At 53.6% G+C, this 26,371-nt stretch carries 28 protein-coding genes and 1 tRNA gene; 9 read left to right on the plus strand and 20 right to left on the minus strand.

The genetic code is table 11. From position 1 onward, the window contains the following. Positions 1–229: 229 nt before the first annotated feature. The 5 genes from JOE25_RS02905 to JOE25_RS02925 all read right to left on the minus strand — a co-directional run bounded on the left by JOE25_RS02905 (position 230) and on the right by JOE25_RS02925 (position 4,642). Positions 230–1,027 carry a DNA/RNA non-specific endonuclease gene (locus JOE25_RS02905; RefSeq protein WP_209632647.1) on the minus strand — a complete coding sequence of 266 codons (798 nt, stop codon included), beginning with the start codon at positions 1,025–1,027 and terminating at the stop codon, positions 230–232. 170 nt (positions 1,028–1,197) lie between these two features. Further along, complete coding sequence (locus JOE25_RS02910) at positions 1,198–2,658, minus strand: TrkH family potassium uptake protein (RefSeq protein ID WP_209632648.1); 1,461 nt, start codon at positions 2,656–2,658, stop codon at positions 1,198–1,200. A gap of 137 nt (positions 2,659–2,795) precedes the next feature. After that, positions 2,796–3,107, minus strand: a complete 312-nt coding sequence (locus tag JOE25_RS02915; RefSeq protein ID WP_037419344.1) for a hypothetical protein — start codon at positions 3,105–3,107, stop codon at positions 2,796–2,798. 239 nt (positions 3,108–3,346) lie between these two features. Then, positions 3,347–3,946 (minus strand): NAD(P)H:quinone oxidoreductase, encoded by a 600-nt coding sequence (wrbA, locus tag JOE25_RS02920; RefSeq protein ID WP_209632649.1) that lies wholly within the window; start codon positions 3,944–3,946, stop codon positions 3,347–3,349. A 78-nt stretch (positions 3,947–4,024) separates the two neighbouring features. Beyond that, positions 4,025–4,642 (minus strand): LysE family transporter, encoded by a 618-nt coding sequence (locus JOE25_RS02925; protein ID WP_209632650.1) that lies wholly within the window; start codon positions 4,640–4,642, stop codon positions 4,025–4,027. 68 nt (positions 4,643–4,710) lie between these two features. On the opposite strand from JOE25_RS02925, the gene JOE25_RS02930 reads away from it, so the two are divergent. Then, the gene (locus JOE25_RS02930; RefSeq protein WP_209632651.1) at positions 4,711–5,634 is read left to right on the plus strand and encodes a LysR family transcriptional regulator; all 924 of its coding nucleotides are present in this window, start codon (positions 4,711–4,713) and stop codon (positions 5,632–5,634) included. On the opposite strand, the gene JOE25_RS02935 is transcribed toward JOE25_RS02930, so the two are convergent. Continuing rightward, entirely contained in the window at positions 5,618–6,088 is a 471-nt protein-coding gene (locus JOE25_RS02935) for a helix-turn-helix domain-containing protein (protein ID WP_209632652.1), read from the minus strand. The two genes, JOE25_RS02930 and JOE25_RS02935, sit on opposite strands and share 17 nt — an antisense overlap. 130 nt (positions 6,089–6,218) lie before the next feature. After that, positions 6,219–6,794, minus strand: a complete 576-nt coding sequence (locus tag JOE25_RS02940; RefSeq protein WP_209632653.1) for an XRE family transcriptional regulator — start codon at positions 6,792–6,794, stop codon at positions 6,219–6,221. Positions 6,795–6,861: 67 nt separating this feature from the next. Here JOE25_RS02940 and JOE25_RS02945 point away from each other — a divergent pair, with 67 nt between their 5' ends. Continuing rightward, positions 6,862–7,779 carry a DMT family transporter gene (locus JOE25_RS02945; protein WP_209632654.1) on the plus strand — a complete coding sequence of 306 codons (918 nt, stop codon included), beginning with the start codon at positions 6,862–6,864 and terminating at the stop codon, positions 7,777–7,779. Between the two features lie 28 nt (positions 7,780–7,807). Here the strand turns inward: JOE25_RS02945 and rutG are convergent, their stop codons facing one another. The 6 genes from rutG to rutA form a co-directional block, all read right to left on the minus strand. Continuing rightward, on the minus strand, positions 7,808–9,127 hold the full coding sequence (rutG, locus tag JOE25_RS02950; RefSeq protein ID WP_209632655.1) for a pyrimidine utilization transport protein G: 1,320 nt from the start codon (positions 9,125–9,127) through the stop codon (positions 7,808–7,810). Between the two features lie 70 nt (positions 9,128–9,197). Continuing rightward, positions 9,198–9,725, minus strand: a complete 528-nt coding sequence (rutF, locus tag JOE25_RS02955) for an NADH-dependent FMN reductase RutF (protein ID WP_209632656.1) — start codon at positions 9,723–9,725, stop codon at positions 9,198–9,200. A 15-nt stretch (positions 9,726–9,740) separates the two neighbouring features. After that, the gene (rutD, locus tag JOE25_RS02960; RefSeq protein ID WP_209632657.1) at positions 9,741–10,544 is read right to left on the minus strand and encodes a pyrimidine utilization protein D; all 804 of its coding nucleotides are present in this window, start codon (positions 10,542–10,544) and stop codon (positions 9,741–9,743) included. A gap of 24 nt (positions 10,545–10,568) precedes the next feature. Continuing rightward, positions 10,569–10,955: a pyrimidine utilization protein C gene (rutC, locus tag JOE25_RS02965; protein WP_209632658.1), complete on the minus strand. Its 387-nt coding sequence runs from the start codon at positions 10,953–10,955 to the stop codon at positions 10,569–10,571. 48 nt (positions 10,956–11,003) lie between these two features. Continuing rightward, positions 11,004–11,750: a pyrimidine utilization protein B gene (rutB, locus tag JOE25_RS02970; protein WP_209634163.1), complete on the minus strand. Its 747-nt coding sequence runs from the start codon at positions 11,748–11,750 to the stop codon at positions 11,004–11,006. After that, entirely contained in the window at positions 11,750–12,850 is a 1,101-nt protein-coding gene (rutA, locus tag JOE25_RS02975) for a pyrimidine utilization protein A (protein WP_209632659.1), read from the minus strand. Before rutA ends, rutB begins: the two co-directional genes overlap by 1 nt. 327 nt (positions 12,851–13,177) lie before the next feature. Between rutA and rutR the strand changes: the two genes are divergently transcribed. After that, positions 13,178–13,816, plus strand: coding sequence for an HTH-type transcriptional regulator RutR (rutR, locus tag JOE25_RS02980; RefSeq protein WP_209632660.1), 639 nt, complete (start codon positions 13,178–13,180; stop codon positions 13,814–13,816). A gap of 48 nt (positions 13,817–13,864) precedes the next feature. On the opposite strand, the gene cycA is transcribed toward rutR, so the two are convergent. Further along, positions 13,865–15,265 (minus strand): D-serine/D-alanine/glycine transporter, encoded by a 1,401-nt coding sequence (gene cycA, locus JOE25_RS02985; RefSeq protein WP_209632661.1) that lies wholly within the window; start codon positions 15,263–15,265, stop codon positions 13,865–13,867. 349 nt (positions 15,266–15,614) lie between these two features. Between cycA and JOE25_RS02990 the strand changes: the two genes are divergently transcribed. After that, positions 15,615–15,690, plus strand: a tRNA-Lys gene (locus JOE25_RS02990). A 253-nt stretch (positions 15,691–15,943) separates the two neighbouring features. Here the strand turns inward: JOE25_RS02990 and JOE25_RS02995 are convergent. Continuing rightward, entirely contained in the window at positions 15,944–16,768 is an 825-nt protein-coding gene (locus JOE25_RS02995; protein WP_209632662.1) for an endonuclease, read from the minus strand. Positions 16,769–17,097: 329 nt separating this feature from the next. Here JOE25_RS02995 and JOE25_RS03000 point away from each other — a divergent pair, with 329 nt between their 5' ends. Further along, positions 17,098–17,298: a lipoprotein gene (locus tag JOE25_RS03000; protein WP_209632663.1), complete on the plus strand. Its 201-nt coding sequence runs from the start codon at positions 17,098–17,100 to the stop codon at positions 17,296–17,298. Between the two features lie 188 nt (positions 17,299–17,486). Beyond that, complete coding sequence (gene tolA, locus JOE25_RS03005) at positions 17,487–17,876, plus strand: cell envelope integrity protein TolA (protein ID WP_314587369.1); 390 nt, start codon at positions 17,487–17,489, stop codon at positions 17,874–17,876. A gap of 141 nt (positions 17,877–18,017) precedes the next feature. On the opposite strand, the gene JOE25_RS03010 is transcribed toward tolA, so the two are convergent. Both JOE25_RS03010 and JOE25_RS03015 read right to left on the minus strand, forming a co-directional pair. Then, complete coding sequence (locus JOE25_RS03010; protein WP_209632664.1) at positions 18,018–18,512, minus strand: VTT domain-containing protein; 495 nt, start codon at positions 18,510–18,512, stop codon at positions 18,018–18,020. An 86-nt stretch (positions 18,513–18,598) separates the two neighbouring features. Further along, complete coding sequence (locus JOE25_RS03015; RefSeq protein WP_314587372.1) at positions 18,599–19,837, minus strand: MFS transporter; 1,239 nt, start codon at positions 19,835–19,837, stop codon at positions 18,599–18,601. 465 nt (positions 19,838–20,302) lie between these two features. Between JOE25_RS03015 and JOE25_RS03020 the strand changes: the two genes are divergently transcribed. Continuing rightward, positions 20,303–20,602, plus strand: a complete 300-nt coding sequence (locus tag JOE25_RS03020; RefSeq protein WP_209632666.1) for a putative quinol monooxygenase — start codon at positions 20,303–20,305, stop codon at positions 20,600–20,602. A 139-nt stretch (positions 20,603–20,741) separates the two neighbouring features. On the opposite strand, the gene JOE25_RS03025 is transcribed toward JOE25_RS03020, so the two are convergent. Beyond that, the gene (locus JOE25_RS03025) at positions 20,742–21,923 is read right to left on the minus strand and encodes an MFS transporter (RefSeq protein ID WP_209632667.1); all 1,182 of its coding nucleotides are present in this window, start codon (positions 21,921–21,923) and stop codon (positions 20,742–20,744) included. A 452-nt stretch (positions 21,924–22,375) separates the two neighbouring features. Here JOE25_RS03025 and JOE25_RS03030 point away from each other — a divergent pair, with 452 nt between their 5' ends. Next, a complete protein-coding gene (locus tag JOE25_RS03030) occupies positions 22,376–23,092 on the plus strand; it encodes an autoinducer binding domain-containing protein (RefSeq protein ID WP_209632668.1) in 717 nt (238 codons plus the stop codon). Between the two features lie 177 nt (positions 23,093–23,269). After that, entirely contained in the window at positions 23,270–23,698 is a 429-nt protein-coding gene (locus JOE25_RS03035) for a universal stress protein (RefSeq protein ID WP_209632669.1), read from the plus strand. Between the two features lie 44 nt (positions 23,699–23,742). Here JOE25_RS03035 and JOE25_RS03040 read toward each other — a convergent pair whose 3' ends face one another. Both JOE25_RS03040 and JOE25_RS03045 read right to left on the minus strand, forming a co-directional pair. Further along, on the minus strand, positions 23,743–24,756 hold the full coding sequence (locus tag JOE25_RS03040) for an Ldh family oxidoreductase (protein ID WP_209632670.1): 1,014 nt from the start codon (positions 24,754–24,756) through the stop codon (positions 23,743–23,745). 18 nt (positions 24,757–24,774) lie between these two features. Next, positions 24,775–26,340 (minus strand): APC family permease, encoded by a 1,566-nt coding sequence (locus JOE25_RS03045; RefSeq protein WP_209632671.1) that lies wholly within the window; start codon positions 26,338–26,340, stop codon positions 24,775–24,777. Positions 26,341–26,371: the final 31 nt, after the last annotated feature.

The following is a 26,371-nucleotide window of genomic DNA, read 5'->3' on the forward strand; positions in this document are numbered from 1 at the left end:
CAGCACGTAAAGAACAAAAAAAGCAGGGGCAACGCCACGTTAGGTTGGGAGAGGGCAATATAACTACGATTATTGAGGGGTAAACAATCAGCGCATTGAGCGACATTGGCCGCGCGATCTCAGAGCAAAATAGAAAACTAATAAAGCTTATTTATATTTTCTCTGCCGTTATTATTTTTTAATCCAAACAAATAAAAAAACCCGCCGCAGCGGGTTTCCGGTGAATAGGTTAACTTTTGCAGCCCATCAGTTCCGGCAGAACACCCGGTTTGGCCTTGAGTGAAGCCTGCACATCATCCGGCAGACCCGCCCAGATAATTAACCCAGTGCGCTTTTCGATTTCATTCACTGTCACGCGGTACTGGCAGAAGTCGGCATTCTTCGGGGTGTTTTGATCAAACAGAAACGCGGCATAGTGGTTCACCTCCGGGCTGTTGTTGATGAAGATCACCTTCCAATAAGCACTCGGGATCGTATGTGCTTTTTGAGTACCCGGCAATTTGCCCATATCACGCTCGTACAGTGGGCCAGTTACGGTATACACCGAGCTGATGTCTGCTCGATCAATCAGTTTTCGTTCCTGATCTTCCAATCGCGCCCAAGACCCTTGGTTCAGATCGGCCATTTGTGGCGTGATGTTGGAAAGGTAGTTCAAGGATTCCCAGTCTGACACACCCGCCAATGACGCCAGCGGTGCCTGATGCCCACGATCCACCTTCAGCGCTGCATTGGCGCCGGTATAGTCTGCCGGCACCAGCGTATCAGCTGGGTTCAGCGCCGGATCGGCCTTCCAGTTGCGTGTCTTGCCACTGGCAGGCGTGTCCTTGGTAATGTGATAAGCCACCCAGTTGGCGAATTTGGTGGTGCTATTGTTATTCAACGTATAAGCATGACGAACGATTGACAGGTTACTGCTGCCGCCCGTTGGGCAACCGACCGCACAGTTGTCGATAGACTCCAGCGTGTCTGCGGAGGCCTGGGCAGTAAATAGCAGTGCGGCGATAGCGAACATCTTGTTAAAGCGCATATTCATATCCTCAATAAGTAAAATTATGCTGTATGTATATACAGTAAAATTAACTTATCTCAATGAAACGAATACAACAATGAAACACATTCACATTACGAATGTGTCATCGTTGGTACAGCACAGTGGGTAATTAATAAAGAGACTGGGCTGACAGCGCCGTAAAAGTATTAAAAACGCCAAAAGGCGCGTGAGCAGAGGATCAGCATAGGGTAGATCTCAAGACGCCCAAGCAGCATCGCCGCGCACATCAACCATTTTGCAGCGTTGCTGAGCGTGCCAAAACCGGCGGCTGTTTCCCCGAATCCCAGGCCCATATTATTGATACAGGCGGCGACGGTCGCAAAAGAGGTGACCAGGTCATAACCCATCAGGTTCAGCAACCAGACGAAGAAACAGCTGAAAAACACGTAGAGGAAAAAGAAGCTCCAGACAGAACGCAACACGCGATCCTGAATGGGGGCGTTGCCGACCTTGATCGTGAAAACGGCGTTAGGGTGCACCAGTTGGTTAATCTCATGCCGGCTCTGTTTGTACATAATCAGAAAACGCAGCGCTTTGATGCCACCGCAGGTTGAGCCGACGCAGCCACCGAAAAAGCTCGCTGCCAGAAGGAGCATGATCGTGTGGGAGGGCATTTTGGCATAGTCGGCGGTGGCTAAACCATTATCGGTCATCATCGAACTGGTGAGGAAAAAACCGTGAACGAAGGCGTCCTTGGCACCGTACATCCCCGAACGGTAAAGCTCGAAACAGACAATCGCCACGATGATCGACAGTACCAACAGGAAAAAACGCAGTTCCGGGTTTTTATACAGTGGTTTCAGGCTGCGGCGGCCCACGGCGACGAAATACAGCGTGAAATTTACTGCCGCCAAAATAGAAAAAATACCGCCGACCATTTCGACAGCCGAACTGTCGTAATAGCCCAGGCTTTCATTACGGGTGGAGAATCCCCCGAGTGAAACGGTGGAAATCCCATGGCAAAGGGCATCGAACCACGGCATACCGGCAAGACGAAATGCGACCGTACAGGCCAGCCCCAAGCCGAGATAGATAAGCCACAGATTTTTAGAGGTGTCGGCCAGGCGCGGGGTCAGACGTTCTTCTTTAAAAGGCCCAGGCATTTCCGATTGATAAAGCTTGGCACCCCCAATGCCCAACAACGGCAACACTGCGACGGCCAAGACAATGACGCCGAGACCACCGATAAAATTGAGTTGAGAGCGGTAGTAGAGGACGGATTTAGGTAAGCCAGAGACGTCATTAAGTACCGAGGCACCCGTGGTGGTAATACCGGAGACGCCTTCAAACATGGCATCTGTCAGGCTGATGTTTAACGTGTTATCCATCCACAATGGCAGGGCACTGACGACAGAGAACAGAAGCCAAAACATCACAATGATCAGAAAACCGTCTTGAGTGCGCAATTGTACCCTGGACTGTCGGGTACTGAACCAGCCCAGGCCGCCAAGTGAGCCGGCAATGACCAACGTATAGAAGAAGGAAAAGACGCTTTTTTCTTTATATAAAAGTGCCACCAGTAGAGGTGGGATCATCGACAGGCTGTAAAGAAAAACTAAAAAACTGCAAAGGTGAATAACGACCAGAATCTGCTTGTTCTTGACCATACTTGCGCCCGAGTTGCCTGTCGGCAATGCGTCAATTTATTCTTTAAGAATACAAAGAATAAGGCAGACGATATAAAAAAAACGTAAAAATTCATATCGCCTGAGAAGGTTGGCACGTTTTTTAACCGTGCTGGTGATTATTCCAACAGGTTATTTACAGTGCGACGCACGTATTGCGTCATTTGCGCCAGATCCTCGGGTGACACCGGGCCGCCGCCGGCACGTACCACTTGTTGTTCTATTTGAGCGATCTCTTGCTCGACTTTATTGGCAATCTGCACCTTGACGATTTTATCCACCGACGAGAGCAGGACTTTAAGTACCACTTTCAGTGCCACATTCTCGCAGAACGAATCGTAGTGATGGATCGCAGGCGGCGCCGCAGGGGGTTCGGGTGCGCGCGGGGCCATAGCCTTAAAACTGTCTACATTTTCAATAATAAGATCCATGTCTCTTATTAGTTCATCAAAATCTTTAGACACTGACTTATTTCCCTTCGCTATGCGCAAAAACAGAACGCCCGTCATCAGGGCAAATGCCGATGCTTGACGGGCAGAACGAATTTCGACCGTGACGTTCAGGTAGTGAATGGCAGGCTGAGCGGCATTTTAACCTTGCTGCGGGTTGGCAACAAGATGGGGCCGAACGAATCAACGGCCCCGTCAGGCAGGTAACGGCAGGTTATCGCTTAACTTTTCAGCTTGGTGGTGATTTTCGTCACGTGTTCACCCTGGTAGCGGGCGATAGTCAGCTCTTCTTGGCTAGGTTGGCGTGATCCGTCGGCACCGGCAATGGTTGTTGCACCGTAAGGCGTGCCGCCGCGCGTATGGGAAACGTCAAACAGTTCTGGGGTGGCGTAGCCGATGGGTACAATAATAAAACCGTGGTGCGCCAACGTGGTCCAGGTGGAGGTGATCGTGTGCTCCTGGCCGCCGCCTGTTCCTGTAGAGGAAAAGACGCTACCTACCTTGCCATATAGCGCGCCAGAAGCCCACAGCCCGCCCGTCTGATCGAGGAAGGTGCGCATCTGCCCAGCCATGTTGCCAAAGCGCGTCGGCGTGCCGAAGATAATACCATCGTAATCGGCCAGTTCCTGTGGCGTAGCGATAGGGGCTTTTTGATTTTGCTTACCGCCCGCTTTGGCAAAGGCGTCTGCCGGGATGGTTTCCGGAACGCGTTTGAGTGTGACTTCAGCACCACTGACTCTGCGGGCGCCTTCTGCAACCGCCTCTGCCAGGGTTTCAATATGTCCGTACATTGAGTAATACAGAACCAAAATTTTCGCCATGTTCCTTGCTCCGTTCGGGGGGATTGAAAGATATGCCCCCTAAGCATAGGAGTGAATGCGGAACTTATCCTTACGGCGTTATTTTATCCCTGCCACTGCCAGCAGTGCACCAAAGGTGATCAGCAAACCACCAAACACCCTGTCGATGCCTTTACGCAGCCGCAGGAGGCGCGCATTGATACCGGGCGCGGAAAACAGCAGGGCGACGGCACCGAACCAGAGGATATGAGCAAGTGCAATGAATAATCCGTAACCTATTTGCACACTCAATGGCGTCTGTGGGTTAACCACTTGCATAAACAGGCTGACGATAAAAATGGTGGTTTTGGGGTTTAGCACGTTAGTTAAAAAGCCGGTTTTCAGCGCGGCGAAGTCGCTAACGGCGGTCGGCGTGGCCGAAGAGTCTACCGTATTGGTGCCGGCGTGGCGCAGCATACTGACGCCAAGGTAGATCAGGTAGGCGGCACCCACCGCTTTCAACAGCGTGAACAGCCACAATGATTGTTGGATCAATACACCCACCCCAATCAGGGTATAGCTGACGTGGATAAGCACACCAGCGCCAATGCCGCAGGCAGTCAGCACGCCGGCACGGCGGGAAAGCAGCAGGCTATTGCGTGACACCATAGCGAAATCGGGCCCCGGGCTGATGACGGCGAGTAAAGTGATGGTGACGACAGCGATGAGTTCGGTCATAGTTATCCTGTAGGAAAATCAGAAGAGAGTGGCTGATTTATAAAAGGAATGGCCGACGATGACAAACGATGAAAACTGACGATATCGGTGAGAAAAACTCACGCAAGATTAACCGACCGCTGTCGCTGGGGGGCTTGCGTTGTTTTGAGGCGGCAGCAAGGTTGGAAAGTTTCACTCAGGCGGCAAACAGCCTGAGCCTGACGCACGGCGCGGTCAGCCGTGCGGTCAGGGCGCTGGAAGATGAGCTCGGCGTTGCGCTGTTCGAACGCCGCCATCGGCGGGTACATCTCACTGATGGCGGGAGAATGCTGTTGCAAGCATCACAACAGGCGTTCGGCATTCTGGAACATACGGCACAAACACTGCGACAGCAGGCGCAGGATGCCCCGCTGGTCTTGTCGTGTGAGCCGACGCTGTTGATGCGTTGGCTGATACCGCGTTTGCCCGCTTTTCAGTTAGCACACCCTGATATCAACCTGCAGCTGGTTGCGGGGGGCGGGCCGTTTTCGTTTCAAGACGGTATTAGCGCCGCTATCCGCCGTAACGATTTTGACTGGGGCGATAAACTGCACAGCGTGGCGCTGTTCGATGAACGGGTCGGGCCGGTGTGCAAGCCTGAAATGGTGCAACGTTTTATTGCCGTTAATGCTGGCCAGTCCACCCTGAGTCATGATGCCGTATTGCTGCATTCCGCTACGCGTCCCGATGCCTGGCAACAGTGGGCGCAGTTCCAGGGTATGGCACTTGAGGGGCGAACGGACCAGCGTTTTGATCACTTTTACTTCAGTTTGCAGGCGGCGGTGGCGGGGATAGGTGTTGCTATCGGCCCATGGCAGCAGGTGCGGGATGACGTTGCTTCCGGGTTGTTGAGTGCGCCTTTTGGCTTCATGCCGGATGGTAGCGGCTACTGCTTGCTTACGCCGCAGGAAATCCAGCCGGACAGTGCTCTGGCCCGGCTGGCCGAGTGGCTGCAGGTTACGGCATACGCCTGAGTTTTTGTGCCAGGCGTTGCTGCTGCCAGCGGCTGATGACGTCACGTAGCAGTAAGGTCCGCATAGCCCGCATGAGGATCGCGAAGCTCATACCGCCGATGGCCCACAGCGACCAGAGGTATTGCGGATGGGTAAACCAGTTGATGGCAAACAGCATCAGGCCGATAAGGGCAAAACGTACCGCCATGCTCAGCAACTTGGCTTCCGCTTCAACCTGCCGACGAAGCGTTTGCTCGGCCTCACCCGTGCTTTCGTCCTGTGCGGGTATCGGCTGATAGAGGTCGCTGACCTGTACTCCCAATACGGCGGCAATTGCGGTCAGGGTTTCCAGGCTGGCTTGCTCGCCATTTTCAATACGTTGTACGGTGCGGGTACTGAGGCCGGCGATAGTGGCCAATTGTTCCTGTGACCAGCCTTTGTCCAGCCGTAGTTGCCTGATGCGGTAGGTTTGCATTGCGTTCTCCAACGTGAGTCATCACTAAGGCAAAGTGTAGGGGCAGACATTGCCGATCGCCACGACAGCAACATGACATATGCACGACAGACAGGTGACAGCACAGGGAAAACGCGGGCTGCCGTGGTGATCAGAAGGTGACGTTGCGAATAAAACGTAACGGGTGATTTGTCCGGTTAGCGTAAGCATAGTGCTGATCGCTGTTGAATACCTGGGTTTGTCCGGCATCCAGAATCAATGTTTGCTGTTCCAATACCAACGTCAGGCTGCCGACGATCACGTAGATAATTTCGCTCCAGCCTTCAGCATCGGGCATGGAGTCATAGTGTTCGCCCGGCATCAATGTCCATTCCCACAGTTCAACCCGTTGGCGCGCAGGCACGCTGGCGGAGAACAGCGCCTGGCTTTCTGGTTGCTGCCCTTGCCAGGCCAACTCACCCACCAGGTGGCTACCGCGTGCTTCGGGCGCTTGGATCAGATCGGTGAAGGCGATATTCAGTGCGTCGGCGAGCTTGTCCAGTACCGCCAGACTAACGTTGCGGTCACCGGCTTCAATACCCGCCAGCATGCGGCGGCTGACACAGGATCTTTCTGCCAACGCGACTTGGCTTAGTCCCGCCTGTTGGCGATAGCTGCGCAGATTGCTGCTCAGATATTGCAGCACCTTGGGCGCTTCATGTTTACCGCTGTTCTCTGCATTGCTCATCCGCGGGCTTTACCTCATACTGGCAGGATCTGTGCATTATATTGCACCCAGCAGGAAGGGCAAGCCGGTGTCTGTAGTAAAAAAATCCTTTATTTCCACCTTTATACCCACGATAAAGCGGCAGGAAGCGGTGTTGATTTTTATCACCATGATCTGGGGCGGAACCTTCCTGGCGGTACATTACGCGATGAAGTTCAGCGGCCCGTTCTTTTTCGTGGGCTTGCGATTTGCCGCCGCCACCTTGGTGCTGATGCTGTTCTCCTTTCGCACGTTGCGTGGGCTGACCTGGTATGAATTAAAAGCGGGCGTGTTTATCGGCATTGCCATTATGTTCGGTTACGGCTTGCAAACCGTGGGGTTGCAAACCATATCCAGCAGTCAGTCGGCGTTTATTACCGCTATGTATGTGCCGATGGTACCGCTGTTGCAGTGGCTCGTGCTGGGGCGTTTCCCCGGCGTGATGGCGTGGGTCGGCGTGTTGTTGGCATTCACCGGTTTGATGCTGCTGGCGGCACCGAGCAGTACCGACATGACGCTCAGTGTGGGTGAGCTACTGACCTTGATAGGTACGTTGGGCATGGCTGCCGAGATCATTTTGATTGGTGCCTATGCCGGCAAGGTGAATGTTAAACGGGTAACGGTGGTGCAATTGGCGACAGCCTCGGTGGCGGCGTTTTTGATGATGGTGCCGACCGGCGAGTCCGTGCCGCCGTACTCCCATTATTTGCTCTACAGCGCGATAGGACTGGGGCTTGCCAGCGCCATCATTCAGCTAACGATGAACTGGGCGCAGCGCAGTGTTTCACCGACACGTGCCACGGTTATCTATGCGGGCGAGCCGGTGTGGGCCGGGCTGGTTGGGCGCCTTGCCGGTGAGCGCCTGCCCGGGATCGCGTTGTTAGGTTGTGCATTAATCGTATTAGGGGTGTTGGTCAGCGAACTGCGCATACGCCGCAAAGGAAAAGCGGCGGCGCTTGTTGAATAAGGCCCGGTTGCCGGGCCATTGCGAGGCATTAACGCAGGGGGCTGTCCGCCAGTGGCAATGTTTTCCGCTTGCGCAACAGCGCGTTGAGGATAATGGCACCGAATGTGGCGGTGCCGATACCCCCCATAGTGAAGTTGCCAATGGTCAAGGCAAAATCCCCGGCGCCCAGCACCAACGTAACCGCCACCATAATCAGGTTGCCGTTATCACCAAGATCTACGTGGTTCTGCACCCAGATACGTGCGCCGGCGACGGCAATTAAACCGAACACCACGACGGATGCGCCACCCAGCACGGGACCGGGAATCGTGTGAATCAGCGCACCGAACTTCGGTGAAAAGCCCAACAGGATAGCTACGATAGCCGCCGCAACGAATATCAGCGTAGAGTAAACTTTGGTCACGGCCATTACGCCGATATTTTCAGCATAGGTGGTCACCCCGGTACCGCCCACCGAGCCCGATAGCAGTGTAGCCAGCCCGTCACCGACGAAGGCGCGGCCGATGTAAGGATCGAGATCCCGGCCGGTCATTCCCGCCACGGCTTTCACATGCCCGAGATTTTCTGCCACTAAAATAATCGCTACCGGGGCGATCAGCAGCATAGCGTGCAGGTTAAATACTGGCGTGGTGAACTGTGGAAATCCAAACCAAGCGGCGTGGCTCAGTGCGCTGTAATCCACCGGTTTGCCAAGACCAAAACCGTTGGTTGCCACCACGTAGATCAGATAGGCGACGATTAACCCCACCAGAAGCAATAGCCTCTGCATCAACCCGCGGGTAAATACGGCTACCGAGCCAATACAGAGAATGGTGACCACCGCCATCCAACTGTCAAAATGGGAGGCCGAAACGCTGCGTACGGCGATAGGTGCCAGGTTAAGCCCAATCGCCATGACCACGGCACCTGTCACCACCGGCGGCATCAGACGCTCTATCCAGCGTGTTCCAACGCTCATCACCACAAAGCCGATGAACAGATACACCAGGCCGCAAGCGATGATACCGCCGAGTGCCAGCGCAATATTGGGGTTGGCCCCTTGGCCGCTGTAACCTGTCAGGGTGATGACCAACCCGACAAAAGCCGCACTGGAGCCGAGGTAGCTCGGTACCCGTCCACCTACCACCAGAAAAAACAGCAGCGTGCCGATACCGGACATTAAAATCGCCAGATTTGCATCAAAGCCCATCAGGAGTGGCATCAGAACGGTGGCACCAAACATCGCCACCGCATGCTGTAAACCCATCACCAGCGTCTGCGCAAGCGGTAACCGTTCATCGGGTGCGACGATTGCACCGTCCAGACTGCCTTGTTTCACGCGCCATAGAGGAAACCAGGTATTCGCCATCGTTATCTCCAAAATTGTGTGGGGCAGATTTGCGGTGTGGGTGAGCCTGCTTCAGGCTGTTATTCGCCAGTTACTGTTTCAGTAAAGAGTGATAACGCCGATCGAAGTAGGCCAGGCCGTGGCCGTCGTCATTACGGGTTATCGCCACGACCTGGCAGAACAGAATGTCGTGGGTGCCGACACTGACCAGTTGGCTAATCTGGCAGTCGAAAGACACGATGGCACCGTGCAGAATCGGGGCGCCGGTTACCAGCGTAGACCAGCGTGCCGCCGAGAATCGCAGGTCCATCGGTGTTTTACCGCCGAACAAATTCGACAGCGACTCGTGTTCTGCTGCCAGTGTATTGACGCACAGCGTTTGGTTCTGTTTGAACACCGAATAGACCGATGCCGATCGGTTCAAGCACACCAACAGCGTGGGCGGTGTGTCGGTGACACTGCATACCGCGGAGGCGGTAAAACCGGCACGGCCTCCGGGGCCGTCAGTAGTAATAATATTCACCGCCGATCCCAGGCGTGCCATGGCATCGCGGAAGTCTTGTTTTTCTACGCACCGCGGTTGTAACGGTGCATCGGCAAGCAGCATGTGGCTTTGCATGAGGTTCCTCCAGGTCTAGAGTACGAAGCTGGTTTTGGCGTTCGGCGCTTTCAGCAACCAGTCCAGCAGGATGCGATTAAAGTTCTCGGTGTCGGTCACGCTCATGGCATGGCCGCCGTATCCCATTTCTACGAGTTCGCCATTCGGCAGACTTTGAGCCAACTGATGCGAGCAGCGATAGGGCACCAGCAGGTCGTCACGGGAACACAACGCAAGAGTCGGCGTGGTGATGTCCGCCAGGTACGGCCGGAAATCCGTGTTCATCAATGCCTTCAGGCGGCGCAACAGGTTCTCCGTGCCCTGAAAATGTGCGGTCTGATGCCGCAGTTCTTCATCCAGCAGGGCCTCATGCTGTGACAGCCAGTCGGCGGGAAACAGGAAGAGAGGTTGGGCACGCACGTAGGCCTCTACACCGCTGTTGAGTAACAGGTCCTGACGGACGTTAAAGCAGCGCCGGGTCTGGCTGTCCAGCGTCGACCAGCCGTTGACCACCACCAGTTTTTCGACCAACTGCGGGTGGGTAAGTGCTAATTGCAGGCCAATCATGCCGCCAAGCGCATGGCCGACGAAACAACAGCGTTCGATGCTGAGGGTGCGCAGCAACTGCGCGACTTCATCGGCCATGTCGGCCATGCTGTAACCTTCCGGTACCTTTCCTCGACTGCTGGCGGTGCCGAAGTGGTCGTAAACCATCACCTGGAAATGCTGGCTCAGCATGTCAATCTGTGGATGCCAGAAGCTGCCTGCACCGCCCAGCCCGGCGGAAAGGACCAGCGTTGGGGCCAGTGGCGTGCCTTTGCCTAAAATTTCAAAGTACATGCTCGCTCCTCTGCGGGTAATGGTTCAACGGCCGATATGGGCGACGGTGGCGATCTCAATCAGTGCGTCCGGCTTCACGAGTCCGCACTGAATGCAGTAGCGAGCCGGTTTGTCACCGGGGAAGTACTCGGCATACACCTGATTGATGGCGGCATAGTTTTGCCAGTCGGTGAGGAATATCGAGTTAAAGGTCACATCGTCCATAGTGCCACCGGCGGTTTCGATCACGGTCTTAATGGTCTCCAGCACGTGCCGGGTTTGCCCCGCGGCATCACCGACATGCACCACGTTATTTTCTTTATCGAACGCCAGCGTCCCCGAGACGTAAACCACGCCGTCAGCCAGTGTACCGGGGACAAACGGCGCGAGTGGCTTGCCGGTGCCCGGCGGTGTAATGATTGTTTTTGGCATTGTCGTGCTCCTGGTGAATGATGTTGTTCGCCTTGAGGCAGGCAAAACTCATGCCGTTTGGCTGAGCGGGGTGGAAAGTGCATCACAGAAGCTGTCGACGTCCGATACCCAACCGAAGAAGGTCTCGATGTTATACAGCGCGGCTTGCTGAGCAAATAGTGGCCCGGCTTGGTGAGTGGCGTCGGCGAGCACAATGCCGAAGTACTCGAGAAAAAAACCGTCGCGCAGCGTAGATTCCACACAGACGTTGGTAGCGATGCCGGTAAACACCAGATGATGAATGCCATATGAGCGCAGCAGGCTGTCGAGCTGCGTATTGAAGAACCCGCTGTAACGGGGTTTCGGGATCACAATATCGCCTGGCTGGGGTTGCAGTTCATCCACCAGATCGTAATCCCAGTCGCCCTTCGCCAACAGCTTACCCATCAGTTCTGGGCGTTTGCGCATGGTCTTCAGTGCGTTGGATTTATGCCAGTTTGGCGACCCCTGACCGCCAGCTTCGACATACTGGTTGTCCCAGCCGTTTTGGAAGAAGATCACCTTGACGCCTGCGGCGCGTGCGCTGCTGATCGCACGTTTGATGTTGGCGATCACCGGGGCGGTGGCAGAGACATCAAAACCGGCGAGGTCCAGATAACCGCCTGGCGAGGCGTAGGCATTTTGCATATCAACCACGATCAACGCCGTTTCCTGCGGCGCAAAGGCGATGGCCTCCGGGCGGGCGGGCAGGGTTACTGTGTCCCCAGCCTGCGGTATCTGACGGCGTACTACGGGTTGGCTCTCGACAATTTTCATCATGCCACCTCACGGTTTGTGGCGGTTTGTGGGCAAACGTCGGCGCGGCTTTTCATCAGCGGCTGGATCCGCTCGCCGAAGTCTTCCACCCCTTTGATGAAGTCATCGAAGGTCAGCAGCACGCCTTCGGTACCGGGTACGGTAGCGATGTCATCCATCATGCGTGCTACGTTGGCGTAGGAACCGACCAGCGTACCCATATTGATGTTAACGGCAGAGGTCGGGTCCGCCATTTGGCGCACGTTAGTGTCGGCCCCGGAGGTGGTGTCTTTGCCGCTTTGCTCGGTCAGCCAGGCCAGGGCCTCGGTATCGGCTCCCGCTTTATAGCTTTCCCATTTGGCGCGGGCGGCCTCATCGGTTTCATCGGCAATAATCATAAACAGCACGTAGCAGGCCACGTTGCGACCTTCGCTGTCGGCGGCGATTTTCAAGCGTGCCGCGGTCGGCGCAAAGGCGGTGGGCGTGTTGACACCCTTGCCAAAGCAGAAGTTGTAATCGGCATATTTGGCTGAGAAGGCCATGCCTGCATCGCTTTGTCCGGCGCAGATCACTTTGATGTCCGCCTGCGGCTGCGGGCTGACGCGGCAGTCGTCCATTTGGAAGAACTCACCTTTGAAATCGGATTTACCGGTCCCCCACAGGTCGCGCAGCACATTGACGTACTCCGCCAGATAATCGTAGCGACGGCCAAAGTAATCGTCGCCCGGCCACATGCCCATTTGCTCGTATTCCGGTTTTTGCCACCCGGTCACCACATTAAGGCCAAAGCGCCCGTTTGAGATGGAATCAATGGTGGAGGCCATACGGGCGACGATCGCGGGTGGCATGGTCAGGGTAGCGGCTGTCGCGTAGATCTTGATGCGAGAGGTGACGGCGGCCAACCCGGCCATCAGTGTGAAAGACTCCAGATTGTGATCCCAAAACTCGGTTTTGCCGCCGAAGCCGCGCAGTTTTATCATCGACAAGGCGAAATCGAAGTTGTAGTGCTCGGCCTTCTGCACGATGGTTTTATTGAGTTCAAACGTGGGTTTGTACTGTGGTGCATTGCTGGAAATCAGCCAGCCGTTGTTGCCGATCGGAATAAATACGCCAATTTTCATTTGAACACCTCGGGTCTGCGAATAGGGCGGTACGCACGTTGCCTGAATTGGTTCCTTCGGGCTGCGTGGGATACGACAGTTATTGCAAACGCAGTGCCAGTTTTAAAAATGTCTTGTTTATCAATGCATTGTTTATAAAACGAAGTTGCCTGGTTGAGCAAATGGTCTAAAACAGACCATTTGGTAAAAATGGAGTGCACAAAAAATAAGCGCGGCTGCCCGTTAAAGGTGCAAAAAATCACTCGGAAGGGGTAGTCGGCAAAGGCGTAGGTTTCATTGGGTGGCTTTGTTATGCTGGCTTGAATCAGCTTGCTTTAAGGAGCCGTAGTGAAGCCACAAGCCGCTAAATCGCCCACGCGCCGCTCACGTGCGGTGGCCGCAAAGCGCAGCACCATTATGGATGCTGCGCTGGAGTTTTTCTCACTGTACGGCATTCACGGTACTAGCCTGGACCAGGTGGCGGAGCGTGCCGATGTATCTAAAACCAACTTGTTGTATTACTTCCCTTCTAAAGAAGAGCTGTATGTGGCGGTGTTGAAAGGCATTCTTGAGGTATGGCTGGCGCCGTTGAAGGCGTTACGGGCCGATCAGGAACCGCTGCAGGCTATTGGCGAATATATCCGATTGAAACTTGAAGTGTCCCGCCATCATCCGCAGGCGTCACGGCTTTTTTGCCTGGAGATGATCCAAGGGGCGCCGCTGCTAAAACAGGAACTGCAAGGGGGGCTGAAGGCGCTGGTGGACGAGAAGTCTGCCATGATTGAGCGCTGGATTGCCGAGGGGCATATCGCGGCGGTAGATCCACACCACCTGATCTTCATGCTGTGGGCAACCACCCAACACTATGCCGATTTTTGGGTACAGGTAGAAGCCGTGACCGGCAAGACCTTAGAGGATGAGGCATTTTTTCTACAGACGGTGGAAAACGTGCAGAGAGTGATTATCGATGGGATCCGGCCGCGCTAAGCGCCAGCGGAGGGGGGAGGGGGACAGTGAACCGCCCCCTGGAGAGGATTAAGCCACTTTTTTCTTGCGCAAGAACACGTAGGACAGACCGAGCACCACGAACCACAGTGGCGTGACGATCAGCGCCTGACGGGTGTCATCACGCAGCGTCAGCAGTACCAGTACAAAGGCGAAGAACGCCATACACACCCAGCACATCAGTTTGCCGGCCGGCATCTTGTAGATCGATTTCTGGTGCAGCGCTGGGCGTTGCTTACGATAAACCAGATACGAACACAGAATAATGGTCCATACAAACATAAACAGGATCGCCGAAACCGTGGTAACCAGCGTGAATACCGTCATCACGTTCGGGATCAGGTAAATCAGCACCACGCCACCCAGCAGGCAGATACACGAGAAGGTCAGGCCGTTAGCCGGTACCGCTCTTTTGGACAAATTAGCAAACGACTTAGGTGCATCGCCTTCCTGCGCCAGACCGAACAACATGCGGCTAGTAGAGAACACCCCGCTGTTGGCGGAAGAGGCCGCGGAGGTCAAGACCACAAAGTTGATTACGCTGGCGGCCGCTGGCAGGCCAATCAGTACGAACAGCTCAACGAACGGGCTCTTGTCGGCAACCACTGAGCTCCATGGTGTGACCGACATAATCACGATCAGCGCGAACACGTAGAACATGATGATACGGATTGGAATTGAGTTGATGGCGCGTGGCAGCACTTTTTCAGGATCTTTGGTTTCAGCCGCAGTCGTCCCCACCAGTTCGATGCCGACAAAGGCGAATACCGCGATCTGGAACCCAGCGAAGAAGCCACTGATGCCTTTCGGGAACATGCCACCGTCATTCCACAGGTGCGAGAACGATGCGACGGTACCGGTAGGCGACTGGAATTGCATGGCGATCATGACAAGTCCCGCAACGATCAGCCCAACAATGGCGACGATTTTGATCATCGCAAACCAGAACTCCATCTCACCAAACATCTTCACCGTTGCCAGATTCAGGCCCAGCAACAGCAAGATGCACAGCAACGAAGCGATCCACTGTGACAGTTCGGGGAACCAGAATTGCGCATAGGCGGTTATTGCCACGACGTCTGCAATACCGGTGACGACCCAGCAGAACCAGTAGGTCCAACCGGTGAAGAAACCAGCCCAAGGGCCGAGCAAATCGGCGGCGAAATCGCTGAAGGACTTGTATTCCAGATTGGAGAGCAGCAGCTCGCCCATGGCTCGCATCACGAAGAACAGCATAAAGCCGATAATCATGTACACGAAGATGATAGAAGGCCCGGCCAGACTGATGGTTTTGCCGGACCCCATAAACAGGCCTGTACCGATAGCGCCACCAATGGCAATCAGTTGAATATGTCGGTTAGTTAGGTTTCGCCGTAGATGATCTTCTGATTCTGGCGGTGCCTCTGCGGCTATTTTAGATTGATCTACCATCTTATGATGTCCTGTTTTACCTGTCATGAGTGAAATTGCGAGCTCTGAAGTGGCTCTTTTTTATACGATTATCCGGTTTTCCCGGCTTTAGTAAGGTAGTGCAATAACGCCACCTTTGTGCAACATGTTTACAACATTTATGCGAGGGATAAAAGTCGATTGTTCTTTACACTGCGGAGGCAAATCGGACGTCTTGGGGGCGGAAGATTACTCTGGCTCGTAGCAGATTAATAGCCCTAATGTGGCTTATCTCATTGATAAAACAAGAGGTTAAAAATATCGCATGAAAAAAACTAATGAGTGTAAGCGTTTGACATTCGGGGTGTGGAGGCGAATAATTTAACCCGTTGGGTCGTTAGCTCAGGTGGTAGAGCAGTTGACTCTTAATCAATTGGTCACAGGTTCGAACCCTGTACGACCCACCAACAAATCATGCAGTTAGCGTGTTTTCTTCCTTTCTGATTTTTCTTTGTGTGTCCTAATTGGGATACGCTTCGCAAAAATTGCATAAATCTAGCGTGAATATTCAGTTAAGTGATCTGGCGCAAGCCGGGTCTGTCTTCGCCCATTTCTATCGACTTCCTACCGCCGATTTCCTACAAAATTGATAATGAAACTTCTGATGGGATGAACCTGCCGGTTCGGCGTTCCGAGGGGCGCGAATTGGTTTGGTACGGGTTATACCCTGTCAATCAAGTGAATGTGTTCGCGGCTTTCATGGAATAGCCGTCGACAAAGAATACGGTAACAGTCTCGGTCGAATTCATCGGCCGGGAAACTGAGCTTTTCAGCTTCATGCAACGATGCCGCGGTACCGAGGTAGAACCAGTTACTGATTATATGGAAGGCCTTGAGTTGGCCTTGCCGTTCCTCGATGGCGATTCTCCCAGGGTATGGCCAGTGTCGTACCTGGGCTTGCTCCAGGGCACCGATCAGCCTGGTCTGATGGGCTTGTGGGGTTTCCTTCCCGCAGCATACGCCTGCGCACTTGCCTAATTGGTGGCGAAAACAGGGTTGACCGGGGCGGCCTTTTTCAATATCCAGATGTGTCAGGCAAAGTCGTTCCTGATCGGCAATATCGAGCAGAAAGTCGATGGCCGCCGTGCGCCGCAGAAACAGGCCGTATAAGTTTGGCGTTCGGGAAAAGTCCAGCGCATCGCTGTAAACGATACGCGTTTGGGAGTCTTGCACTTGTAACGCACAAAGCCGGCGAATTTTGCGCAGTCGCTTGTTGTAAAGTGGACTTTGTTGTTTGACCAAAGATGATTCAAGCAGTAGCGCACCAATCTCACCCACTGTCTCGATGCAGGTTATGCGACGGGTGGTGGCAAGTAATCGCGCTTCCCGCGGATTACGCAGGTGAGACTGAACACGGCGGCGAATATTGACGCTTTTGCCTATGTATAGCGGATGCGCGCAGTTGTCTCCGTGAAAGAAATAGACCCCACAGGTTTGTGGCAGATTGGCGACTTGTTCAGTCAGATGTTCAGGGTATTGATACATGGGCTATCAGGGACTCACCGTTTATGCAGACGTGGCGTTTCACGCCAACGTTAATATTGTCTCATTATAAGCGTATCACCTGCTCAGGTTGTGCTAAGAATCATCCCGAAGCGTATGTGCTTAACTACGTGGCCATCATCAATCATGCCGTTGACCTGTTCTGTAGTGACGACCACAAGAGGCAATAGCTTGCCGTCAGGCGTAAAGGGACGGTATCTGTCGCTGCGCTCATCACACTGAGATGCCTATTTTTGCTTTCAGATCCGTGCTTTATCTCGAAGTTGAGATTTGTTATCATTTGCACGAATTTTACCTATAGGGATATAGATATGCGTAAATCGCTACTCGTTGCTCTGGGCGTGATTGTGCTGTCAGGATGCGCGGACCAGAAAGATGATTATGAGTCGTTTAACAAGGTGTCTGCAGACCCGTTGAGCGGTAAAGAGTGGAAAGAGTTTGTCGCCCCTCTCTCAGTGAAAACGCAATCGCCGGGTGAGCGGGAAATGAAGCGCGCTATCCGCCAGAACTGAATGAGAATAAGCCCACCTGAGTGGGCTTTTGCTTTTTAGCCAGGCAATCATACGTCATAGCCAGCGAATTGGCGTCGTCTGCTATACCTTGGCCCATAAATCGGGCTGCCACAGGCTGTTTTAAAAGGAAGGGAATCGTGAGGAAAACACATTTAGGGTTTGACGTTAGCGTACCGGCATTAGTTTTCGTGATGGCCTCGCTGCTGTTGACGGGGTGCTCTAAGACCAGCGCGATTAAACAGGGGCCATCTGGAGACGAGGTCGATGCGCTTTTTGCTGGCTTGGAAGGTAAAGCAACGCCTGTACCTGGTGACGAGATCAATGCGTATCTCACGCAGATACGCGCGGCTATTCAAAGCCATTTCCACTTTGCCGATGCTTACGCCGGTAAGAAATGTTCTTTAAGAATTAAACTGGCTCCGAATGGAATGCTCATAGATGTTCAAGCCGAAGGCGGTGACCCCGCTCTTTGCCGCGCAGCGATAGTGGCAATCACAAATGCCAGCTTTCCCAAACCCCCTTCACCCGCTGTTTATCGTGTCGTTAAAAATGCCGCGTTGGAGTTTCGTCCCCAATAACCGGAATGGCGACAGGATTGTGGCAGCAAGGCGCTTTCCATCTCTTTGCCGTTCGACCATGCTTCCTTTAGCCTAGCCGCAGCCGGTTTCTCTGATGGGGCATTAGTCCTGGGCGATGAGAGCCGCCGGGTATTACGGCACTTAAAATAGCTGCCCTACAGACATCAAGGCGACGGACCAAACCCCGGCAGACAGCGCACTGGCGCAATAGACCTGCTTGCGTGGCAAAGAGATCATACCGGCGACCAAAGGTACGGTGTAGCGCATCACAGCTAAAAAACGCGATACAAACAAGAGCGGGATCCCATTCTTTTGTAGCGCGGATTTCGCTTTGTGCACTGCACAGTGGTAACGGGCCGGCAGCCAGTTTCCGCTTCTACGATGTTGAAGCCATGCGCCGCAGTGGAAGGATAAAATGGAGCCGAGTAGGGCACCGAGGGTAATTGCCGCCCAGACGTGAGTGTCGGCCAGTACCGGTTTACCGGCGACAATACCCAGCATCAGCGTCACTGAGGCGGGCGGCAGTACCGAAGAAATAAAAATGACCGACTTACCCAAGGCAAACAGGAAAATGAGCAGCAACAGGAAGCCGGGTTCTGGGCCATATTTGGCGAGAGTGGCGCTTAATGCCTCCATGGAAGACCTTCATAAAATGTGCCTGAGGGTCAGTGTCCCATTAACCGCTTCAATATAAGCTAAATCGAATGGCTTCAACGCCCAGATTATCTACTGATCTGAGCATGGCTTCTGGTGTTGTTCGCGGCCCATCCTTTTAAGGCGAAGATCAACGCGGCGCACAGCAAAGAGAACATTGCCAATACGATCAAGCCTGCATGCGGGCTATTGAAACGCAGTTCCGCCTCAGTCCGTATTAACGGTGCCAGGAAGCTGAACAGTGCGCCCAACGTGGTGCAAAAACCGATGCCGGCCGCCAACGCCGGGCCTGAAAGGATCTGTGCAGGCAGGGTCCAGAATATCGGTTGCACCGCCAGAAAGCTGACGGCGCAAAAACACAGCGCAATAATGGCAAGAATCGGACCGGCATAGGAAGAGACAACCAATCCCAGCGCGGCAATGAGCATGCAGCCGATGGCGATGGGTAAACGGCGAGCGGTTTTGCGATCGGCATACCGCGGGATGTAATAGACCCCAAATGCTGACACGGCCCAGGGGATTGCCGCTACCAGCGATGCTTTAAACCCAATATTGGTGCCCATTAGCGAGGCCACTTGCGAGGGCAGGAAAAACAACAGGCCGTACACGCCGACCTGAATGGTGCCGTAAATAAAAGCCAGGTGCCAAACCTTGGTATTCCTCAACGCATCCTTCACACTGCTGGTCTCGGTATTTTTTTGTTCCAGGGCTAACTGCGTCACCAACGCCTGCTTTTCTTCCGGAGTCAGATAGCGTGCTGTGGCTGGGCTATCGTCAAGATAGAAATAGGCGAAGATCCCCAGGCCAACGGCCGGCAAACCTTCCAAGACAAACATCCAAAACCAGCCTGGCTGCCCGAGTACGCCATGCATTTCAAGCAACGCGCCAGAAATCGGTGAGCCCAGGGTCAAGGCGGCGGGAACCCCGAGCACAAAGATACCTATCACTGAGGCTCGGATCTTGTTGGGGAAATAAATGGAAGCAAGCAAAAGGATCCCGGGGTAGAAGCCCGCCTCGGCCAGCCCCAGCAGGAAGCGTAGGGCGATAAATTGGTATTCGTTGCTGACGAAACCCGTGCAGGCTGACAGCCCCCCCCATACCGCCGTGGTGGCGCTGAGCCAAACCTTCGCACCCAGCCTATTCATCAGCAGGTTGGCTGGAATACCGAAGATGGCGTAAGCCGCGAAGAATATCCCTGCACCCAGTGCGAAGGCGGATTGTGACAAGGCGATATCAACCGACATCGCGTCTTTGGCAAAGCCCACATTCACGCGATCGATAAAGGCGACAAAATACAAAGAGAACATCAGGGGGATCAATCTGCGCCAGGTCTTCTTGATGGCTGAGTTGAGCGCGGGGCTGGTGTAGGTCGTATTGTTCACTGGGTTAAACCTCTCAAACAGGTTGAACGACGGAGAGCGACGCAAGACCGGCAGCTTTCTTGCCTCCATTGCCACTGCGGGAGCATTCACTGTCGGTATTCAGTTTTTGCCCAAAGGCCTAAAGGACTAATGGTCAGGCCTTTGTGGGCAAAAAAAATCGGCGATAAACGCGATCCTGGCCATGCGACTAGGGAAGAACTCTTGCGGACACCAAAAATTGACAATTGGTTAACTTGAAATTCACATATGGGCGGGGATGATTCAAGCCTGGTGATGAAGATCTGTGCGCGCAATCACTGAATGCCAAACTTTGCATTTAATAAAGGCAAACTCTGTTCTGCGCAGGTAGAGTGACCCCACATGATAGATATGCTGAAGGGAAAGGGCGACATGCTAAAGGTAATAGCAGAAGATTTTATCAAGCTCGATTGTGTAGACACGGTGATGCCGCTGTATCAGGAATTGGTCGAGAAAACCCGGCAGGAACCACGTTGCCTTTCCTATGAACTGTTTATTGATCATCAGGATCCGGGACATTTTATTTTCGTTGAGGAGTGGCCCGATCAAGCCGCGCTGGATACTCATTGCCAAACTGAACATTTCAAACGATTAGTGCCGTTGATCAATCAGCACCAAAGCAAACCTTGTACCTTTCTATTTATGCAGCCTTTCCCTTCAGCGGAGCATTGAAAGACCAAAAAATCCCCGCAGAGCGGGGTTAATGGCTTCTCAAATGCGGTCTTGTAGTGATTAAAAATTAGACGATCAATGGCGGGCCTACTCTAGGAATGCTCTCAAAAGAAAAGCTATCCAGCCAGTTTGACGGTATTCATTTTTCTGACAGAGGCGTCACGATTTTTTCTTTCTGGAAGCAAAACTGTATTAACAACAGGGCGAAGATCCCCAACGGCAACGACAATAGCGGCAGGCAGTAAATCGGTAAGGTATACAGCGTCAGGCCACCCAACATACTGCCTGCCGCAATACCGGCATACAAAACCGAACTGTTTAGTGAAACGGTCAACGCACCAACAGGTTTTGACAATGACAATAAGTGATGTTGAATGGGGACCAGATACATCCAGCCGCTAATGCCCCACACCAGGAAAATCGTGAGTACCCACCAAGGGGACGTGGCGTAAAACGTCAGCAGGAATAGCGAACCGGTTTGAACAGACACCGAAAGCAGCAGCACACACTTACTGCCGAAGGTATCGGTCAACAGGCCGGAAACGATGTTGCCGATGACTGCGCCAACCCCGAATACCAGCAGCGCGAGGGGCAAAACTGCCTCCTGGCCCAACTGCGTGTCTTTTAGCAATACGCTCACATAGCTGTAAACAATGTGCTCGGAACAAACGGCGAAGAAGGTGATCACTAAGGTTGTCAGTACTGCTTTTTTCCGCAGTGGGGCAAGCCGTTCTTTCAGCGTATGTTTACCCGGCGCCGTGATGGTATTGAGTGTCAGTGAAAGGCCCAGCAGCGAGAAAGCACCGAGCAGTGCGATCAGCAAAAAGATCTCTCGCCAGCCGATCAGCGTGGCCAAGAAGGTTCCAAAAGGAATGCCCAGGGCGATAGCCAGCGTCATGCCGCCATAAACGATCGCTATCGCCAGCCCACGGCGCTTTTCCGAGACGAGTCCAGCCGCAGCGGCGGCGGCCTGTGGCATATAGCAAGCTGCCCCTAGCGCTGCCAGTACGCGCCCTGCACACATTTGCAAAAAGCTGTCGGCATCAGTGCAGACCAGATTTCCGGCGATAAATAGCCCCAGAGCCAACTGTAAAACAGGCTTACGGTTGACGTTGCCCAGCAGCCAGGCTGTCAGAGGAGCAAACATCATGTAAGCCAGGGAAAAGACCGTGATTAATTGACCTGTCTGTGCGGGGCTCATTGCAAAGGTGTCAGATACCTCATTAAGTATGCCGGCGACGATAAACGCATCGGTACCTATGGCAAAGGTACCGGTCGCCATCAGGCACAGCATCAGGAAATGGCCATTATAATCTGTCATGGTAGCGGGCCCGATTCAGATGATTGCTGCTGTGATTGAAAAGTTGTGTTTGTACGTCATTCAGTACCCACGAATAAGAGATATCTCTGCTTATGGTGCGGGTCATTGCGAATAACCCTCTGCCATAAAAATCGCTGTGAGTTTTTTTATGTTTGCAAAGGCTGAGCCTTTTATTCGGGTTTAAATTTTTCCGGGTGTTACTGGCAAAAGTAATGGGGGGAGGACATTGGTGTCCACTGGTAGAAATGACAGGTTAACAACACGGATTTTTTTGTTCTCTGGGTAAAACCAGCAAGCAGCGGGTTTAACGTGGTTATATATTCACCCATGTATGGCATCGTTACTTTTAGTTATAGCCAGGGTGTTTATATTATATGAAACGGTCGTTGTCGCCCTGATATAGTGAACCTCACTTACTGATTGGCCTGCACTGTGCGCTGGAGAACCGCTTTATGGACACTCACATTCAGCCTTTGATGGATGATCTGCTCAGCAGCCTGTCTGACCGCGAGGTGTTTTTAAGTCGGTTGGCACCTTGCGCTCAGGCGCTGGGTTTTGAGTACTTTTCTTATACGGTCTTTTCCTGCTATCCGGCCAGCCGGCCAAAAATGTTGATAGAAAGCAATTACCCCGAGCCATACCTGGAGGACTACCGCAAACTGCGGGTGTACCTGCAAGACCCGATGGTTGAACGGGCTCACCACTCTACGCTGCAGTTTTATTGGGACGAGCAGTTCTATCAGAATAAGCCGGAGCTGTGGTGGCGTATGGCGCAATTCGGTCTTCGCGAAGGTTGGTCGCAGTCGATCAAGGATTGCTATGGTCGGCTGGGTATTCTCACCTTTGCCGGTAAAAAGATCCCTGACCAGTCACCGCAGGCCGGCGCACGCCACGAAACCTTTTTTCTGTGGCTGGCGCAGATTGCCCATAAAACGCTGCGTGAAGCATTAATATCGGTGAACGACGAGGCGATAAAAGACGTACTGACGCTGCGCGAGAAGGATATTTTACGCTGGTGCAGTGAAGGAAAAACCTCGGAAGAAACGGCGTTGTTAATGGGGTTGAGCGAGCGGACGGTGAATTTTCATATCGGCAATTCTATTAAAAAACTGTCGGTGGCCAATAAAACCGCCGCCACGGCGAAAGCGGTGTATTTACAGCTGATTTAGCCGACGCTGAAATAATTATTTGGCTAGCCGTTAGGGATGTTATGTTTATATTCTGTTAAACAGAGAGTCATTCCCTTTCGTTTATACTGCCGATCACAAAAGCGCGAGAAAGCGGTTCACCCTTATCCCTCTCGGCAGTACCCTGTAGGCACTGCGGTTACATAGAAGGGATGTGATATGTACAAGACAATATTAGTGCCGATAGATATTGAAGAAGACCTGCTGACCGAGCATGCGCTGAAGCATGTTGAGTATCTGGCGAAGCTTTCTGGTGCCAAAGTGCATTTCCTTCATACGTTGCCGGATGCTTCGGCGTTCGTCACTGCGTATTCGTTTGGCATTAAAGAGTTTGAAAACCAGGCGGAAGTGAAGGCCATCGATAAGCTGAAAAAAATCATGTCGGAAGTCGACATTCCGCTGGAGCGTCTGGATTATACCGTCAGTTTCGGTTCTCCACGCGATCAGGTACTGGAATTGGCGGAGGAAATTGACGCTGACCTGATCATCATCGGTTCGCGTCGCCCAAGTGTGAAAACCTATCTGCTGGGTTCCAATGCCGCGGCCATTGTGCGCCATGCCAACATCTCCGTGATGGTGGTCAGATAATCTTTTTATTCAGGCCCGCAATTCACGGTGCGGGCCTGCATCATTCAGCGGCAGAGAGCCACAATGTCGTCATACAGCGTCTGCGGTAAGGTAATGCCATGCTGCTCACTGTATTGTCTTTGTTGAAAACGCCGTTCCCCTGGAATACGTGCCCCTTGCTCGTTCATATCAGCAAATAACGCCTCCGCCCGGGCTAAATGGGCTGTTTTGTCTGTACCCAAAAAACGATCGGGATCCATCGCGATAATAAGCTCACCCCCATAGGGCGACGAACCGGTCTGCTTATCATAGGCCAGCGACTCTTTACTGGTCATATCACCAATCAGTGGCCCCGCAAGCAGTTCTACCATCGCCGCCAACGCCGACCCTTTATGGCCGCCAAAGGTCAGCATCGCGCCTTGCAACACGCTGGCGGCATCGGTAGAGGGTTCCCCCTGTTGGTCTATGCCCCAACCTGGCGGTAGCGGCGTACCCGCACGCCGATGCAGTTCAATTTCCCCGCGTGCAGCCGCACTGGTGGCCATATCAAAAATAAACGGCGGCCGCTGTGGCCGAGGCCAACCGAAGGCAATAGGGTTGGTGCCAAACAGCGGCCGGGTTCCACCCGCAGGCGTGACCCAGGCATGGCTGGGGGTACAGGCCAGTGCCACCAGCCCCTGATCGGTTAATGGCTCGATATCCGCCCACAGCGCGGAGTAATGCACACAGTGGTTAATCGCCAAGGCGGCGATGCCGTTGGTGCGTACCTTGTCGATAAAGGTTGGCAGTGCCGTACGATAGGCCAGCAACGAGAAAGCGTCGTGGGCATCCACGCGCAAAATTCCCGGGGCCTGATCGATCAGCGTGGGGGTGGCGTCGGCAGAGACTTTACCTGCCAACAGCGAACGCACGCAGCCGAGCACTCGGTACAGGCCGTGTGAGGCGCAGCCGTCACGTTCACCGGCAGTCACGTTCTGCGCGACGGCATCGGCATGTTCGGCGCTGAAGCCGTTGCTGTGCAATGCACGCAGTGCAAGATGATAAGCATCGTTTAGCGACAGGTGTTGGGTTTGCGTCATCAGATATTCCCTCCGCAGTTACTCTTCTTCATCGCCGGTAAAATTCGCCTGAGGTAAACAGGTATAGGCTCCCCAGTAATAGATAACTAACGCAATGACCGCCACAGTGAGGGTGTCCCACGGGTGGCCGATCGCGTTGATGCCGCCAAAACTGCCGAGGTAGGACGCGATAATAATCAGCGCATAGAAGGCGATCAGCCACAGTGAGGACCAAACTTGCTGCTTCAGGCTGACGGCGTGGGTTGGCACCTTGTTTTTGAACAGGATATAAACCACAAACATCAGGATTTGCAGGCCGAGTAGCCAGGAAACCGTGTCCCAGCCGGACCAATAGACGATTAACGCCGAGATAATAAAAGATACCGGGCCAAGCACGCAGAACCCACGCACGAAGAAGGGGCGCGGCAGATCAGGCGCGTTGCGGCGTAGGCCTGCGGCGGTAACAGGTGCAATGGCGTAACTCAGCACCAATGCGGCGGACACTACGCCGATCAGCCTCTCCCAAGAGGGGAAAGGCAGCGTCCAGAAGATCGACAGCGCAAAAGTCAACCACAGTGCGGGACGTGGGATGCCGGACTCTCCGTCGACGCGGGTAAAGATCTTAAAGAAGGTCCCGGCGCGCGCCCAGCCGTACACCACGCGCGGCGTGGCGTTCATATAAATGTTGCCGGTGCCGCTCGGCGAGATAATCGCGTCACTTACCACCAGAAATGCCAACCAACCCATGCCCAATGTGATAGCGATATCCCGGTAGGGCAGTGAAAATTGCTGACTGATGCCGGCCCAGCCACCGCTCAGCATTTCGCTGGGGATACTGCCGAGGAAGGCCACTTGCAGCAGTACGTAGATAATCGTGGACAACACCACCGACAGGATCAGTGCGATAGGGATAGTGCGCTGCGGGTTTTGCACTTCGCTGGCGACCGAGATAATGGGCGTCAGGCCTAAATAGGCGAAAATAATGCCGCCGGCTGAAATGGCCGCTTCCACCCCGGCAGAGCCGAAGGGAGCAAACCCCTGACTGTGCAGGTTTTCAGGCTTGAAGAAGCTGAACAGCACCACAATCACCAACAGCGGCACCACGAATTTAATCACGCTGATCAGATTGTTGGATTTCGCAAAGGTTTTGACACTGTAGTAGTTCAGGGCGAAGAAAAAACACAGCAACAGCAGTTGGACCAGCCAGCCGATCAATGTCGGGTTGCCCGAGCCGGGTTGGCTTAGAAAAGGAAACCAGGCGGCGGCATACTGGCGGGCAGCAACAATTTCTATCGATATCAGGCTGGAGAAGGCAATTAGGGTAATAAATCCCAGTAAATAGCCCATCAGTTCCCCGTGGGAGAACACCGGGTAACGAATAATGCCGCCGGCGCGTGGAAGTGCGGCGCCGAGTTCACAATAAACAATCCCGAGCAGTAAGACGGCCAGGCCACCTATCAGCCAGGAGTAAATACCGGCTGGGCCGGCGATGGAGGACACGTGGCTGGCGGCGAACAGCCAGCCTGAACCAAATATTGCGCCCAGGCCGATAAACGTTAAGTCGGTGAGCGTAAGCTGCTTCTTGAATTTGCCTTGGGTTGTCATGGTTTTACCCTTTTGTTATTAGATGGCATGC

Origin of the sequence: Serratia sp. PL17 (genome assembly GCF_017832355.1) — a bacterium.
Classification (GTDB): Bacteria; Pseudomonadota; Gammaproteobacteria; order Enterobacterales; family Enterobacteriaceae; genus Serratia.